Origin of the sequence: Streptomyces sp. RK62, assembly GCF_018070255.1 — a bacterium.
GTDB lineage: Bacteria > Actinomycetota > Actinomycetes > Streptomycetales > Streptomycetaceae > Streptomyces > Streptomyces nigra.
Genome location: NZ_JAGPYD010000008.1, coordinates 323,168 through 337,725 on the forward strand (window position 1 = coordinate 323,168; position 14,558 = coordinate 337,725).

The 14,558-nt window shown below is 73.7% G+C and carries 11 protein-coding genes and 1 riboswitch; of the genes, 3 read left to right on the plus strand and 8 right to left on the minus strand.

Going from position 1 to position 14,558, the window contains the following annotated elements:
• The first annotated feature begins 123 nt into the window (after positions 1-123).
• Positions 124-2,178: a bifunctional glycosyltransferase 87/phosphatase PAP2 family protein gene (locus KBY32_RS17895; RefSeq protein WP_210980731.1), complete on the plus strand. Its 2,055-nt coding sequence runs from the start codon at positions 124-126 to the stop codon at positions 2,176-2,178.
• On the opposite strand, the gene KBY32_RS17900 is transcribed toward KBY32_RS17895, so the two are convergent.
• Both KBY32_RS17900 and KBY32_RS17905 read right to left on the minus strand, forming a co-directional pair.
• Entirely contained in the window at positions 2,111-3,763 is a 1,653-nt protein-coding gene (locus KBY32_RS17900) for a hypothetical protein (RefSeq protein ID WP_374224956.1), read from the minus strand. The two genes, KBY32_RS17895 and KBY32_RS17900, sit on opposite strands and share 68 nt — an antisense overlap.
• An 89-nt stretch (positions 3,764-3,852) precedes the next feature.
• Complete coding sequence (locus KBY32_RS17905) at positions 3,853-5,022, minus strand: steroid 3-ketoacyl-CoA thiolase (RefSeq protein ID WP_210980733.1); 1,170 nt, start codon at positions 5,020-5,022, stop codon at positions 3,853-3,855.
• A 229-nt stretch (positions 5,023-5,251) separates the two neighbouring features.
• Here KBY32_RS17905 and KBY32_RS17910 point away from each other — a divergent pair, with 229 nt between their 5' ends.
• The gene (locus tag KBY32_RS17910) at positions 5,252-6,487 is read left to right on the plus strand and encodes a cytochrome P450 (RefSeq protein ID WP_210980734.1); all 1,236 of its coding nucleotides are present in this window, start codon (positions 5,252-5,254) and stop codon (positions 6,485-6,487) included.
• Between the two features lie 61 nt (positions 6,488-6,548).
• Here KBY32_RS17910 and KBY32_RS17915 read toward each other — a convergent pair whose 3' ends face one another.
• The 6 genes from KBY32_RS17915 to KBY32_RS17940 form a co-directional block, all read right to left on the minus strand.
• Positions 6,549-6,965: a transglycosylase SLT domain-containing protein gene (locus KBY32_RS17915; RefSeq protein ID WP_055620725.1), complete on the minus strand. Its 417-nt coding sequence runs from the start codon at positions 6,963-6,965 to the stop codon at positions 6,549-6,551.
• 330 nt (positions 6,966-7,295) lie between these two features.
• Positions 7,296-8,123, minus strand: coding sequence for an ECF transporter S component (locus KBY32_RS17920; RefSeq protein ID WP_210980735.1), 828 nt, complete (start codon positions 8,121-8,123; stop codon positions 7,296-7,298).
• A complete protein-coding gene (locus KBY32_RS17925) occupies positions 8,120-9,808 on the minus strand; it encodes an ABC transporter ATP-binding protein (protein ID WP_210980736.1) in 1,689 nt (562 codons plus the stop codon). The genes KBY32_RS17920 and KBY32_RS17925 overlap by 4 nt, the downstream gene beginning before the upstream one ends.
• On the minus strand, positions 9,805-10,986 hold the full coding sequence (locus KBY32_RS17930; RefSeq protein ID WP_210980737.1) for an energy-coupling factor transporter transmembrane component T: 1,182 nt from the start codon (positions 10,984-10,986) through the stop codon (positions 9,805-9,807). Before KBY32_RS17930 ends, KBY32_RS17925 begins: the two co-directional genes overlap by 4 nt.
• On the minus strand, positions 10,986-11,624 hold the full coding sequence (locus KBY32_RS17935) for an SCO2322 family protein (protein ID WP_210980738.1): 639 nt from the start codon (positions 11,622-11,624) through the stop codon (positions 10,986-10,988). The genes KBY32_RS17930 and KBY32_RS17935 overlap by 1 nt, the downstream gene beginning before the upstream one ends.
• Entirely contained in the window at positions 11,621-12,832 is a 1,212-nt protein-coding gene (locus KBY32_RS17940) for a prenyltransferase/squalene oxidase repeat-containing protein (protein WP_210980739.1), read from the minus strand. Before KBY32_RS17940 ends, KBY32_RS17935 begins: the two co-directional genes overlap by 4 nt.
• A 138-nt stretch (positions 12,833-12,970) precedes the next feature.
• Positions 12,971-13,068: riboswitch (cobalamin riboswitch) on the minus strand.
• A 639-nt stretch (positions 13,069-13,707) separates the two neighbouring features.
• Here KBY32_RS17940 and KBY32_RS17945 point away from each other — a divergent pair.
• The gene (locus tag KBY32_RS17945) at positions 13,708-14,553 is read left to right on the plus strand and encodes an alpha/beta fold hydrolase (RefSeq protein WP_234350806.1); all 846 of its coding nucleotides are present in this window, start codon (positions 13,708-13,710) and stop codon (positions 14,551-14,553) included.
• The last annotated feature ends 5 nt before the right edge of the window (positions 14,554-14,558 follow it).

Genomic DNA, 14,558 nt, shown 5'->3' on the forward strand with positions numbered 1-14,558 from the left:
AGGTGAAGATGTCAGGCGAAAGGGGACATGCCTGCGTCTCCCCGAGGGGCGGCGCGAGCCGTCCGGCGTTCTGAGGATTCCCTGTCGGATGCGGGGCGGACCGGGGCGGGAGGCCGACGAGGCGTGGCGAAGGCGGAGCACCGAGGGCGACCGGCAGAGGCACCCGGAGCCACGGCGGCCGGCACGGTCCAGGCGCGGGTGCGTGTGGTGCGGCTGGGCCTCTGGGCCGTCGCCGCCGTGCTCGCCGTCCGCCAGGTCGCCGCCGTCCTCGGCACCCCGCGCGGGGAACGGCTCACCGACCTGGAGACCTGGGTCGGCCCGCACGGCGTCCTGCATCTGAAGGGCTCCCTGTACGACTCCGAGCGGTTCACCGGCACCCCGTTCGGCGGACTCGTCCTCAAGCCGCTGACCCGTGCCGCCGAGGAGGCCCTCGGCTGGGGCTGGACCTTCGGCACCCTCCTGCTGGTCGTCGCCCTCGGACTGGTCGCCGCCCGCGCCCTGCCGCCACCGGTCGGCCGGCGCACCGCCGTGCTCGCGGCGCCCGTCGCGATCAGCCTGCTGATGGTGTCGCTGCCGGTGCGCAACGCCCTCCACCTCGGCCAGACCAGCATCCTCCCGGTCCTGCTCGTCCTCCTCGGCTGCTTCGCCGTGCGCGGGGAGCGGTTCAGCGGGGCGCTGATCGGGCTTGCGGCCGCCCTCCAGCCGACGCTGCTGCTGTTCACGCCCCTGCTGTGGTGCACCGGGCGACGGAGGGCCGCCCTGTCCACGGGGGCCGCGTTCGCCGGGTGCACGGTGCTGGCCTGGGCGGCGATGCCCCGTGACTCGGCGACCTACTGGCTCCACCACCCCGCCGGCCTCGGCCTGGGCGGGCCCGCCGACGGCCTCGCCAACCAGTCCCTGCACGGCGCCCTGCTCCGGCTCGGCCTGAGCGGACCACCCGAGATCGCCCTCCTGCTCGTCCTCGGCGCCGGTGTCGCCGTGCTCGCGCTGCGCCGGGCCGTGCGCTACGCCCGTGACGGGCAGCTGCTGCTCGCGGTCGCCGTCACCGGCTGTGCGGTGATCGTCGTGTCGCCCACCGCCTGGCAGCACCAGCTGCTGTGGGTACTGCTCACCGCCGTCGGACGGGTCGGCCGGCGGGCCGGCGACCGGTACGCCTGGCCGGTCGCGATCGTGCTGGTCATGACGCTGCCGGCCGACGCGCTGGTGCCGGACAAGCTGATCTTCCAGCCGCTGCGCGCCGACCTCGTGCTGTGCGCCGCGCTGGCCGCCGCCGTCGCCGTGCCGTTCCTGCCGCGCACCTCGCCGTACTGGCGGACGCCGCTGCCGACGCGGTACGCGGACCCGGTGCCGTCCCGGTTCCAGCACATCCCGCTGGTGCCGTTCCTGCGGCGGGCGATCAGCCGCCCCAACCTGCTCTTCGAGCTCGTCCTGATCCGGGTCACCTACGACGCCTATGCCCGGATCCGGCTGGCCGCGGCCGGTCCCTCCTCGGCGTCGGGCCGGGCCACCGCGGAGGAGCACGGCGCGCAGATCCTCTCCGTGGAACGCGCGCTCGGCATCGACATCGAGCGCTGGGCCAACCACGCCGTGGTGGCGGCCGGCGGGCTGCGGGACTTCTTCGGCTTCTACTACGAGTCGTTCCACTTCGGGGTGCCGCTGCTGATCCTCGGCGTCCTGTACTGGCGGCGGCCCGTCGACTACCGCTGGGCCCGCACCGCGATCGGCTTCGCGACGATCTTCGCCCTGGTCGGCTTCTGGCTTTATCCGCTCGCGCCGCCCCGTCTGATGCCGGGCCTCGGCGTCGTCGACACGGTCAACGGGCCGCAGGACTTCACCCAGCCCGACTACGGCACCCTCACCGAGCTGACCAACCAGTACGCGGCGATGCCGTCCCTCCACTTCGGCTGGTCCCTGTGGTGCGGTGTGGTCGTCGCCGTGCTCGCACCGAGGTGGTGGATCAAGGCCCTGGGCCTTCTGCACCCGCTGCTCACGGCGACCGCGATCGTCGTCACCGGCAACCACTGGGTGCTGGACGCGGTGGGCGGCGCGCTGGTCGTGGCGGCGGGCTTCGCCGTGACCTACGCCTTCCAGGGCCCACGCGCCCGCACCATCACTCCCGCGCGGAGGCAGCCCCGCAGTGATCCGCAGGCCGCCGTGCGGGACCGTACTCCGAACTGATCCGGTACTCGCCGGGTCCGGGGACCGTGAGCCGGGTGAACTCGCCGTTCGGTGCGAGGCAGCCGCCGCCGTCCACCCGCAGCCACGGCGAGTGGGCTATGCGCACGGTCGTGGCGCCCGCCCCCGGCATCCGTACGACGAGGTCGGCGCCGGACGTCGAGACGACCCGGGCGGACCCGGAGACCAGTGGCACGGCGTCCCGCACCCGGAAGACCTTCCAGTGCGCGTCGCGCCACACCGGCTCCAGCCAGTCCGGCCGGTCCTCGCGGATCAGGCGGGCCTCCGCCTCGGCGTAGCCGTCCGGCTTGCCCAGCGGCAGCACCACGAACCCGACGGCCCAGCGGTCCAGCCAGGCCCGGTAGGTGCCGGCCGAGAAGGAGCCGTCGTAGAACAGGCGGGCCCGCTCCATGTCGAGCTGCCGGTTCCAGCCGCGGGCCATGTTGACGTACGGGGCGAGTCCGCTGGCCTCGCGGTGGTTGCGGGCCGGGACGACCTCGACGCGGGTGCGGCCGGCGCCGAGCCGGTCCAGGGCCCGCACCACCCCCTGGGTCTCGGCGGCCCAGGCGGGCACCCGGGTCGACACGTACAGGTCGTCGCCGGTCTTCTTGCCGACCCAGCCGACGGACAGCACCAGCAGGCCCACCAGGGTCTTGCGGCGCCAGCCGGCCAGCTCGGGGCGGGCCAGCAGCACGGCGAGCAGCGCGGCGGGCGCGAACAGCTCGGCGAACCGCTCGACGTTCGTGCCGACGGGGGAGGGGACGAGATACGTCACGACGGTTCCGGCGGCGTACACGGCGCCGCTCCAGCGGGCGACCCGCCAGTCGCGCGGCGCGAACACGGTGACGGCCAGGCCCAGCACGAACGGCGGCCAGATCCGGTCGGCGAACATCAACTGCTCGCCCTTGAACGGGAACAGCAGGGTGGTCGCGGCGACGGTGACGGCGGGCGGGAGCAGCAGGGCGAGGGCGCGCGGACGGTCCCGGGTGAGCAGGAACGCGGCGCCGACGACGGCCAGGAACAGCCCGGCCACGGGGCTCGCCATCGTCGCCAGCGCGGCGAGGACACCGGCCGGGACGACCCGTCGCCGACCGGTCAGCAGCAGGCAGGCGCCGAGCCCGAAGGCCGTGCCCAGCGCGAACGTGGTGCGTCCGGAGGCCACGTTGCACCACAGGGCGAGCGCGGCGAGGAGGGCCGGGCCCTCCGGCCGGCGCAGCGCCTCGACGCGGGTGAGCAGCACGGCCGCCAGCCAGGTCGCCACGACCCCGGAGAGGACCGTGAGGGCACGGACGCCGACGGCGGACATCAGGTACGGGGATATGAGGCTGTAGTTGGCGGTGTGGGTGCCGCCGTACCAGAACAGGTTGTACGCCGAGCCGCCGTGCCGGGCGGTGAACCCGGCCCACGCGTACTGCGCGGCCAGGTCCCCGCCGCCGGTGGCGAGGAAGCCCCACCACAGCGCGTACAGCGGCAGGGCGGGGAGGGTCGCGGTCAGCGGGACGCGGTGCCGGTCCCGGAAACGGCGCAGCCACGGCGGGAGGGCGGGGTGCGCCGGCGCGGGGGCGGCGGGGCGTGTGCGGCTGCTGATGAGTTCGGTCTCGGGCACGTGTTCGTAGACGCCGGACCGGGTGGGAACGTTCACCGGCGGCCCGTGCGGGGGCCGCCGGGACACGGTGCCTACAGGCGCTGGATGATCGTGCCGGTGGCCAGGCCGCCGCCCGCGCACATCGTGATCAGGGCGAACTCCTTGTCCGCGCGCTCCAGTTCGTGCAAGGCCGTGGTGATCAGCCGGGCTCCGGTGGCGCCCACCGGGTGGCCGAGGGCGATCCCGCCGCCATTGACGTTGACCTTGTCCAGGTCCTGCTCGAAGACCCGCGCCCAGCTCAGCACCACCGACGCGAACGCCTCGTTGATCTCCACGAGGTCGATGTCCTTCAGGCTCATCCCGGCCTTGCCCAGCACGGCCCGGGTGGCGTCGATCGGCCCGTCGAGGTGGAAGTGCGGGTCGGAGCCCACCAGCGCCTGCGCCACGATCCGGGCCCGGGGCCGCAGCTTCATGGCGCGGGCCATCCGCTTGGACGCCCACAGCAGTGCCGCCGCGCCATCGCTGATCTGCGAGGAGTTGCCCGCCGTGTGGACGGCCGCCGGCATCACCGGCTTCAGCCGGGACAGCGCCTCCAGGGACGTGTCGCGCAGCCCCTCGTCCCGGTCGACGAGCCGCCACATGCCCTGGCCCGCCTGCTGCTCCTCCTCGGTCGTCGGAACCTGCACGGCGAACGTCTCCCGCTTGAAGCGCTCCTCCGCCCAGGCCGCCGCGGCCCGTTGCTGGGAGAGCAGGCCGAGCGCGTCGACGTCCCGCCGGGTCAGCCCGCGGTGCCGGGCGATGCGCTCCGCCGCCTCGAACTGGTTGGGCAGGTCGACGTTCCACTCGTCGGGGAAGGGCTTGCCCGGCCCGTGCTTGGAGCCCGACCCCAGCGGCACCCGCGACATCGCCTCCACACCGCAGCTGATCCCGACGTCGATGACACCGGCCGCGATCATGTTCGCGGTCATGTGGGACGCCTGCTGCGAGGACCCGCACTGGCAGTCGACGGTCGTCGCCGCCGTCTCGTACGGCAGCCCCATGGTCAGCCATGCCGTGCGCGCGGGGTTCATGGACTGCTCGCCGGCGTGGGTGACGGTGCCGCCGACGATCTGCTCGACGCAGTCGGCGGGGATACGGGTACGGCCCAGGAGTTCGCGGTAGGTCTCGCCCAGCAGATAGGCGGGGTGGAGGTTGGCGAGCGCGCCGCCGCGCTTGCCGATGGGGGTGCGCACTGCTTCGACGATGACGGGTTCGGCAGCCATGGGTGCGGGTCCTCTCGGCTCTCCTCCGGAACTAGTACGTGTTCTAGTTCTTCCAGGCAGTCTGCTGACGCCCGGTCCGTCACCGCAAGGGTCTTGCAGCCTCCGAAGTCGCGAACAGAGGTGATTCCGGCCCGGATTGGGCCTGTCGTGCCCCTTGCCACTTGTAGAACCCGTTACTACCTTCGCCGCGACCATGTTCTGATGAGCCGTCAGATGGCTGGAGCCGCCGATGCCCTGTCCAGCGCTTCCCGACGGGTTCGACTTCACCGACCCCGATGTGCTGCACCACCGCGTGCCCCTCCCGGAGTTCGCCGCGCTGCGCCGGGCCGAACCGGTCCGCTGGATCCCGCAGCGGGGCAACATCGCCGGGTTCCAGGACGACGGCTACTGGGCGGTGACCCGGCACGCCGACGTCAAGTACGTGTCGACGCACCCCGAGCTGTTCTCGTCATCCGTCAACACCGCGATCATCCGCTTCAACGAGCACATCGAGCGCGACGCCATCGACGCCCAGCGGCTCATCCTGCTCAACATGGACCCGCCCGAGCACACCCGGGTCCGCCAGATCGTGCAGCGGATGTTCACCCCGCGCGCCATCCGCGCCCTGGAGGACCGGCTGCGCGCCCGCGCCCTGGCCATCGCCGACGGGGCCCGCCGGCACTCCGGGTCCTTCGACTTCGTCACCGAGGTCGCCTGCGAACTGCCCCTGCAGGCCATTGCCGAGCTCATCGGCGTCCCGCAGGAGGACCGCTCCCGGATCTTCGACTGGTCCAACAAGATGATCGCCTACGACGACCCCGAGTACGCCATCACCGAGGAGGTCGGGCAGGAGTCGGCCACCGAGATCCTCGCGTACGCGATGAACATGGCCGCCGACCGCAAGCGGTGCCCGGCGAAGGACCTCGTCACCACCCTGGTGGCCGCCGAGGACCAGGGCAGCCTGCGCTCCGACGAGTTCGGCTTCTTCGTCCTGATGCTGGCCGTCGCGGGCAACGAGACCACCCGCAACGCCATCACCCACGGCATGCACGCGTTCCTCACCCACCCCGGACAGTGGGAGCTGTTCAAGCGGGAGCGCCCGGCCACGGCCGCCGAGGAGATCGTCCGCTGGGCGACACCGGTCGTGGCCTTCCAGCGCACCGCCACCCAGGACACCGAGCTGGGCGGGAAGCAGGTGCGCAAGGGCGACCGGGTCGGCCTCTTCTACTCCTCGGCCAACCACGACCCCGAGGTCTTCGACGACCCGGACGTCTTCGACATCACCCGTGACCCCAACCCCCACCTGGGCTTCGGCGGCGGCGGACCGCACTACTGCCTGGGCAAGTCCCTCGCGGTCCTGGAGATCGACCTGATCTTCGACGCGGTGGCCGACGCGATGCCCGGCCTCACCCTCGCCGGGGACCCGCGCCGGCTGCGCTCGGCCTGGATCAACGGGGTGAAGGAGCTGCGGGTCGACGCCGGATGACAGGCGAAAGCGGCGACCCGGGGATCGTGGGCCGCCGCTTTCGGTTCATGGTCCGGCCGGATCAGTACCAGCCGTTGGACTGCCAGAAGTCCCAGGCGCCGCAGGCGCTGCCGTAGCGGTCCTTCATGTAGTCGAGGCCCCACTCGATCTGGGTCGCGGGGTTGGTCTTCCAGTCCGAGCCGGCCGAGGCCATCTTGTTCGCCGGCAGGGCCTGGACGAGGCCGTAGGCGCCGGACGAGGCGTTGGTGGCGTGCGGGTTCCAGTCGCTCTCGTGGTCGACGATGTTCGAGAAGCACTGGAACTGGGCCGAGTCCGCGATCATCTTCTTCGCGACCCGCTGGGCCGAGGAGGCGTCGCTCGTGGCGGCCTGGGCGGGAGCCGAGGCGAGCAGGGTGCCGGCCGTGGCGGCGGCCAGGACGGTACCGGCGAGGGCCTTCTTCGGGGCGGAGAGGCGGCGGAAGGAGGAGGCGACGGACACGGAGCACCTTTCGGTCGGGGACGGGGATCGCGGTGTGCCGGCCACTGGGGTGCGGGCCCGGCATGCGTCGGCGCCGAGGCCCTGAGGGCACGTCGGCGCCGTGCGACGTCCTCCACGGAAACAGGTGCGGCGGATGTCCGCAATGAGCCTGTTTGCTAGTGGTGGCCGTATGCCGGGGGTGGGGTGTCCATGTGACGTGGATCTCAATGCCCAGGTCAGACGGGCTTTTGGTGGAGCCATGACAGCGCTCTGGCCCACTAAGGACGGTCGTAGGTGACCTGGGTCATGTGGGGTGGTTCACCGCGCCCCTGACGGCCGGCGCACAAGCGCTCACCGTCCGGGTGCGTCGAACGTGACCGGGCTCTCGAAGGCCGCCCGCCGTGTCGCCCGGCGCAGCGCCTTCAGCACCGCCGGACCCAGCGCGACCGTGAGCACCACGGTCACGATCGCCCGCCCCAGGTCCCAGCCCAGCGAGGTGGCCACGCAGTACGCGGCGAACCGGGCCAGGTTCGCGAGGGGGCCGAGCTCCGGCGCGGGGGAGATCGTGGAGGTGTCCCGCGGGAGATAGGGCCAGCCCGCCATGTTCATCAGCGTGCCGTAGGCGAAGGCGGCCAGGAAGCCGTACGCCGCCAGCAGGGCCACCTCGGCGCGGCCCCGCAGCCGCTCCGCTCCCGGCAGCAGCCCGGCGCCCATGGTGAACCAGCCCATCGACAGCATCTGGAACGGCAGCCAGGGCCCCACCCCGCCCGTGAGCAGGGCGGACGCGAACATCGTGACCGAGCCCAGGACGAAGCCGAAGCCCGGCCCCAGCACCCGTCCGCTGAGCACCATCAGGAAGAACATCGGCTCGAGCCCCGCCGTGCCCGCGCCGATCGGGCGCAGCGCGGCCCCCGTCGCCGCGAGGACGCCGAGCATCGCCACCGCCTTCGGACCGAGCCCGGACTCCGAGATCGTCGCCGCGACGACCGCGACCAGCAGCATCAGCAGGCCCGTGAACAGCCAGGGCGCGTCCTGGGCGTGGGCGTTCACCTGGGAGTCGGGCAGGGCGAGGAACGGCCAGCCGAGCGCGGCGACGCCGACCGCGCCGACCAGCACGAGGGCCGCCACGGACCGGGGTCCGAGCCGGACGGGGCGGGCCTGCCGCCCGGGGCCGCTCATGCCAGCGCCTCCTCGACCTGGGCGACGGTCAGCCACCGCCGAGGGGCGAGGATCTTCGCGACCTGCGGGGCGAAGGACGGCGAGGACACCACCACCTCGGCCGTGGGGCCGTCGGCGATCACCTCGCCCTCGGCGAGCAGCACCACCCGGTGGGCCAGCTCCGCCGCCAGCTCCACGTCGTGCGTGGCGAGCACGATGGCGTGTCCCCGCGCGGCGAGGTCCCGCAGCAGGGCGACGAGGTGCGCCTTCGCCGCGTAGTCGAGCCCCCGCGTCGGCTCGTCCAGCAGGAGCAGCGGCGGACGGGCGGTGAGGACGACGGCCAGCGCGAGCGTCAGCCGCTGGCCCTCGGACAGATCCCGGGGATGCAGGTCGTCCGGGACCCCCGGCAGCAGTGTGGACAGCAGGGCCCGGCAGGTGCCCGGCTCGGCCTCCGCGTCGGCGTCGGCGGCCGCGCACTCGCCGGCGACCGTGTCGGCGTACAGCAGGTCGCGCGGCTCCTGCGGGACGAGGCCGACCCGGCGGACCAGGTCGCGCGGCGGGGTGCGGTGCGGGACGGACCCGCCGGTCAGCACCGTCCCGGACGACGGGGTCACCAGGCCGACGAGGGCGTTGAGCAGGGTGGACTTCCCGGCGCCGTTACGGCCCATCAGGGCGATCGTCTCGCCGGGGGACACCGTGAGGTCCACGCCCCGCAGCGCCCGGACCCGGTCCCGGGTCACGGCGAGCGCGCGCACCTCGGCGGCGTACGGCGACATGGGGGTGGCCGCCTCCGTGGCACGGGAGCGGCCGAACCAGCGGCGGCCGGTGCCGTTACGGGCCGCCGGCGGGGCGGGCGTCTCGGAGGGCGCCGGCACGGGCGCGACGGTGTGGTCGCCGAGGCGCTGCCGCAGGTCGGTCGCCCGGCGGCGGGCGTCGCGGACCGTCAGCGGGAGCGGGGTCCAGCCCGCGAGCCGGCCCAGGGCCACCACCGGCGGATACACCGGGGACATCGCCATGATCTCCGCCGGGTCGCCCAGGACCGGGGGCTCGCCCGGCGACGGCAGCAGGACGACACGGTCCGCGTACTGCACGACGCGTTCCAGCCGGTGCTCGGCCATCAGGACCGTCGTACCCAGGTCGTGCACCAGCCGCTGCAGCACGGCGAGCACCTCCTCGGCGGCGGCCGGGTCCAGCGCCGACGTCGGCTCGTCCAGCACCAGCACCCTCGGATGCGGGGTGAGGACCGAGCCGATCGCGACGCGCTGCCGCTGCCCGCCGGACAGCGTGGCGATCGACCGGTCGCGCAGCTCGGCCAGACCCAGCAGATCCAGCGTCTCCTCGACCCGGCGCCGCATCACGTCCGGGGCCAGGCCCAGCGACTCCATGCCGTAGGCCAGCTCCTCCTCGACGGTGTCGGTCACGAAGTGGGAGAGCGGGTCCTGGCCCACCGTGCCCACCACGTCGGCGAGTTCACGCGGCTTGTGGGTGCGGGTGTCCCGCCCGGCCACCGTGACCCGGCCGCGCAGGGTGCCGCCGGTGAAGTGCGGCACCAGCCCGCTGACCGCGCCGAGCACGGTCGACTTGCCCACCCCCGACGGCCCGACGAGCAGCACCAGCTCCCCCTCGGGGACCTCGAAGTCCACCCCGCGCACGGTCGGTTCGGCGGCACCGTCGTAGGTCACGGAGACGTTCTCGAAGCGGATCACGACGGCTCCTTGCGGGCGGCGGCACCGCGCGGCGCCGGGTTCCTCGGTGCGGGGCTGACGAAGGCCGGGAGCAGCCCGATCAGGACGGCGGCCGCCGGCCACAGCGGGAGGGTGGGGGCGACCAGCGGGATCACGCCCGGGTTCAGGGCCGCCGGCTCACGGCTCGCGGCCAGGGTGAGCAGGGCGGCGACCGCGATGCCGGACCCGGCGACCAGCCAGGCGCGCGCCCCCCACGGGTCGGGCCGGTACCGGGTGCGCGGCGACCGGCGCCCGCCGAGCCGCAGCCCCGCCAGCGCCGCCACCAGCCCGGCGAGCAGCACCGGCAGCCCGTACGTGCCGCCCGCGGCCGTCAGCAGCCCGTACGTCCCCGCGCACACGCCCAGCAGCCCGCCGAGGGTGAGCGCGGCGGTCGTACGGCGCACCCGGTCCGGCACCTCGGCGGTCCGGCCGTAGCCGCGCGCGTCCATCGCGGCGGCCAGGGCGACCGAGCGCTCCAGCGCGCCCTCGAGCACCGGCAGCCCGACCTGCACCAGGCCGCGCAGCCCCCGGTCGGGCCGCCCCCGCAGCCGCCGGGCGGCCCGCAGCCGCTGCACATCGGCGATCAGATGGGGGGCGTACGTCAGGGCCACGACCACCGCGACACCCATCTCGTACAGGGCGCCCGGCAGGGACTTCAGCAGCCGGGCCGGATGGGCGAGGGCGTTCGCCGCGCCCACGCAGATGAGGAGCGTGGCCAGCTTCAGCCCCTCGTACAGCGCCCGGACGAGGGTCTCGGCGGTGACCCGGCCGCCCAGCCGGATGCCCTGCGCCCAGTCGGGCAGGGCGATCTCGGGCAGGGTGACGAGCACATGCGTGCCGGGGATGGGGGAGCCGAGGGCCACCGCGAAGAACAGCCGGATCACGAGGACGGCGAGGGCCAGCTTGACGAAGGCGCCGTAGGAACGTGCCCAGGGCGCGTCGGGCCGGCAGGTCGCCACGACGTAGGCGGACGTCGCGATGAGCAGGGCGAGCAGCAGCGGATTGCTGGTACGGGTGGCGGCGGTGCCCAGGGCCAGCGCCCAGACCCACCAGGCACCGGGGTGCAGAGCGTCGCGAACGACCCGTCCGCCGCGAGGCACGGCGGGACCGACCGCTTCCGCCGGGCCACTTGCCCTCCGCGTGCTGCTGCCCCCACCCATCAGCCGCGCCGCCGCCGGGCCTGCCAGATCGCCGCGCCCCCCAGAACCACGACGGCCGCGACACCGGCCACAAGACCGACCGAGGCACCGCCGTCGGAATCGTCGGAGGAAGTGTTTGTCGCCTCCGGCTTCCCGCCCGAGGCGACCTGCTCCCCGCACCCCTTGCGCGGGTAGCCGTCGATGGCGCACAGCAGGGCGTTGGAGTCGTATCGCAGCGGACCGGCGACGGCCGCGAGGGCGTCGGCGGTCGTGGCGTCCGGCGCGACGCGCGCGCAGACCGTCCGCCGGGCCGGCGGCCTCTCGCCCGACGGGGCGTCGGCGGCCGTACCGAAGTCCAGCACCAGCGCCACCCGCTTCTTGCCGTCCCGCGCGGGCGTACGGGCGCAGATGACGGCGAACTCGGCCGCGCCCCGGGGCCGGGTGGCGTCCTGGGAGTCCTCGCTGACGGCGAAGCGGAAGCCCTGGACGTCACCGTCATCGGGGCGGGACAGCGAGGGGCCCAGGGACGCGTAGGACCAGGAGCCGCCGTCGCGGTCCCAGAACGACCAGTAGCGGTACCCGGTCGCCTGGGCGGCCTGGGCCGCGCCGGCCGTGAGGACCAGCGCGGCCAGGAGTACGGCGAGGGCGCGCCGGATCACGCCCGTCCGCCCTTGCCGCGGTGGCTGAGCAGGAAGCCGATGCCGATGCCGACGACGAGGAAGACACCGACGTACCACCAGACGCCGAACGGGCTGTCGTCGTCCTTCTCCTCCTGGGCGTCCGCGGTCTGCTCCGCCGCCTTCTGCGGGGCGGGGCCGGTCGCGTCGAGCTTGGCGACGAGGTCGGTGCCGCCGAAGGCGCGGGGGTCGGTGCCGGTGGCGTGCGCGGCGAAGATGAGCTGGGCGTAGGCGGCGGGGCCGTTCTGCGCGGCCCACTTGGCGGCGTTGTCCTGCAGCCAGCCGAGGGGCTTGGCGGCGGCGTCGGCTCCACCCTGCGCGGCGAGCGCGACGACGGCGTCGGCCGTGTTGCCGTAGTCGGGCTGGTCCTCAGCGCCGGGCAGCGCGGAGACGAGGTGCCCGTCCTTGTCGAGTACGCGCGTCAGGTAGGCGGCGCCGTTGGCCGCGGCCTGCTCGGGGGAGCCGGCCTTCGCGCAGTCGGCGCCGGCCTTCTCGCCGGGACCGGTGGCCAGGCCCTTGCCGAGCGCGCCGAGCACACCGGCGGCGGTGGCGTCGGCGTTGGCGGCCAGCCTGCCCTTCTTGTCCGGCTGGTAGGCGAAGGCGCCCGCGTCGTCGCCCTCGCAGGGCAGGGCGAGGGAGAGCAGGGCGTCGTACGGCGACTTGCCGTCCTTGGTGACGTCGGCCGGCTTCTCACCGGCGGCGGCCAGGGCGCCGACGACGACGGACGTCGAGTTGGTGTCGCTGGCCCCGCCCGGGGTGTAGCCCCAGCCGCCGTCCTTGTTCTGGACGGACTTCAGCCAGGTGACGGCCTTTCCGGTGACGGAGTCGTGGCCGCCGAGCGCGGTCAGGGCCTGTACGGCGGCGGCGGTGCTGTTGGTGTCGACCATCACCTTGGCGTCACAGGCCTTGGCGGTGTCGGCGCGGTAGGCGGCGAAGGCCCCGTTGGCGCACTGCTGCCCGGTCAGCCAGTCCACGGCCGACGCGGCGGGCCGCACCTTCACGGTGTCCTGGGCGAGCAGGGCGAGGGACTGGCGCCAGACCCCGTCGTACGTCGGGTCGGTGGTGCCGTACAGCCCCTTGGGGAGGGCCGGCGACGGCGACGCGGACGGTGAGTCGGTGGCCATGGCGGGCGCGGCCGCGCCGAGCACGACGGTGGCGGCCAGGGCCGCGGCGCTGCGGCGGACGTTCATGATCGGCGGGTGCCCTCTCCCTGTGGGGGAACCGGACAGCACGGGAGGACCCCCGGGCGGCTCGGCTCCGTATACCTCGACGGTGCCGTGCTCCGGCAGGCTGCCGGGACACGTGAGCCGGTCACGTCCGTCCAGGGCGGTCCGGCTCACCGGCCTCGGACCGTCCGCCACGGGGGCGGCGGTGCGGGGACCGGTTCACGGTTGCGGGTCAGCGCCGGAATTGCACCGGCTTTCCCCCGAACGGGTGAGTGATGACGACCGGGCCACTCTACCCGGGGGTAGGACGGGGCGGTGAGGTGGCCGGGGGGTGGGTGGTCGGCCGGAATTCGCCCATGGCGGTCACCCGGTGTTGCCGCCGTGTATCACCGGGGCGGATGTGATGCGCGGCACGGCGACGATCCGCCCGTAGCGAAGGGACGGAATCGGGCGACGTCAGGGTGCACGGTGTGTCGGGTGACCCCATCATGGGGATGCGGCCCGCGGCGCGAAACGTTCGTCGACGTGGACCGTTGTGATCACTGTGCTGTCAAACTAAACGTGTATTTTGCGCCGAATGGCCCTCGGCGTGGCCGGATTGGCCACGCCGGCGGGTGGGGATCCTCTACCGTTTGGTCGGTGCGAGCGACCCCACGGGACGCGCAACCGTCACCGTACGACACTGCGTCTTACGAGGAACCCCATGGTCCGTCGCTGCAGACGGCTGGTTTGTGTGTCGACTGGCGCCCTGACGGGCGGGATGCTGGTTCCCTGGGTCCCGCTCCGGGCGGCCGCGGCGCTGGCGACGGGAGGCACACCTGGTGTTGGGAAGTGTCGAGAGCGGCGATGGTGAGAGGCTGCTCTCCTTCGAGACGTCGGGGGACCCGAGGGGGCACCCGGTGTTCTTGCTGCATGGCACTCCGGGCAGCAGGGTCGGGCCGCGTCCACGGGCCATCGATCTGTACAAGCTGGGCATCCGGCTGATCTCCTATGACCGGCCGGGGTACGGCGAATCGCACCGGCTGAAGGGCCGCACCGTCGATCACGCCGCAGCGGACGTGGCGGCCATCGCCGATCACCTGAAGATCGGGCGGTTCTCCGTGATCGGACGCTCCGGAGGCGGTCCGCACGCGCTCGCCTGCGCGGCGCTGCTCCCGGACCGGGTGGCGAGCGCCGCCGCGCTGGTCAGCATCGCGCCCCCCGACGCCGAGGGCCTGGACTGGTTCGACGGCATGGCCGAATCCAACGTGGTCGCCTACCAGGCCGCCACCGCGGCCATCCGCGACGGCTCGGCGGAATGCCTGGACCGGCTCAAGGCCAACCTGGCCAGCAACGCCGACGCGATGCGGGACAACCCGGAGTCGCTGCTGAGCCTGCTGACCCCGGAAATGCCCACGGCCGACAGAGCCGTGGTGGGGCACGGCGGGATCCGGGGCCTCCTCCTGGCCAACTACCAGGCCAGCGTCGTGCAGTCCTCCTTCGGCTGGCTCGACGACGTGCTGTCCTTCCGCCGGGACTGGGGTTTCGAGCCGGGCAAGATCGTCGACGTCCCGCTGCTGCTCTGGCACGGCGAGCGCGACACCTTCTCGCCCGTCGGCCACTTCCGGTGGCTGGCCGACCGCATCCCGTCGGCGACCGCCGTGCTGAAGCCCGAGGCCGCGCACTTCGCCGCACTGCCGGCCGTACCGGAGATACTCGCCTGGCTGCGGGATCGGGCGCGCGAACGCCTCGGCGCCGCCGTGTAGTGGAT

Excerpts from the sequence above, each read along its gene's own strand:
- KBY32_RS17910 (WP_210980734.1), top strand. The coding sequence starts at position 5,252 with ATGCCCTGTCCAGCGCTTCCCGACGGGTTCGACTTCACCGACCCCGAT.
- KBY32_RS17905 (WP_210980733.1), bottom strand. The coding sequence starts at position 5,022 with ATGGCTGCCGAACCCGTCATCGTCGAAGCAGTGCGCACCCCCATCGGC.
- KBY32_RS17920 (WP_210980735.1), bottom strand. The coding sequence starts at position 8,123 with ATGAGCGGCCCCGGGCGGCAGGCCCGCCCCGTCCGGCTCGGACCCCGG.
- KBY32_RS17940 (WP_210980739.1), bottom strand. The coding sequence starts at position 12,832 with ATGAACGTCCGCCGCAGCGCCGCGGCCCTGGCCGCCACCGTCGTGCTC.
- KBY32_RS17930 (WP_210980737.1), bottom strand. The coding sequence starts at position 10,986 with ATGGGTGGGGGCAGCAGCACGCGGAGGGCAAGTGGCCCGGCGGAAGCG.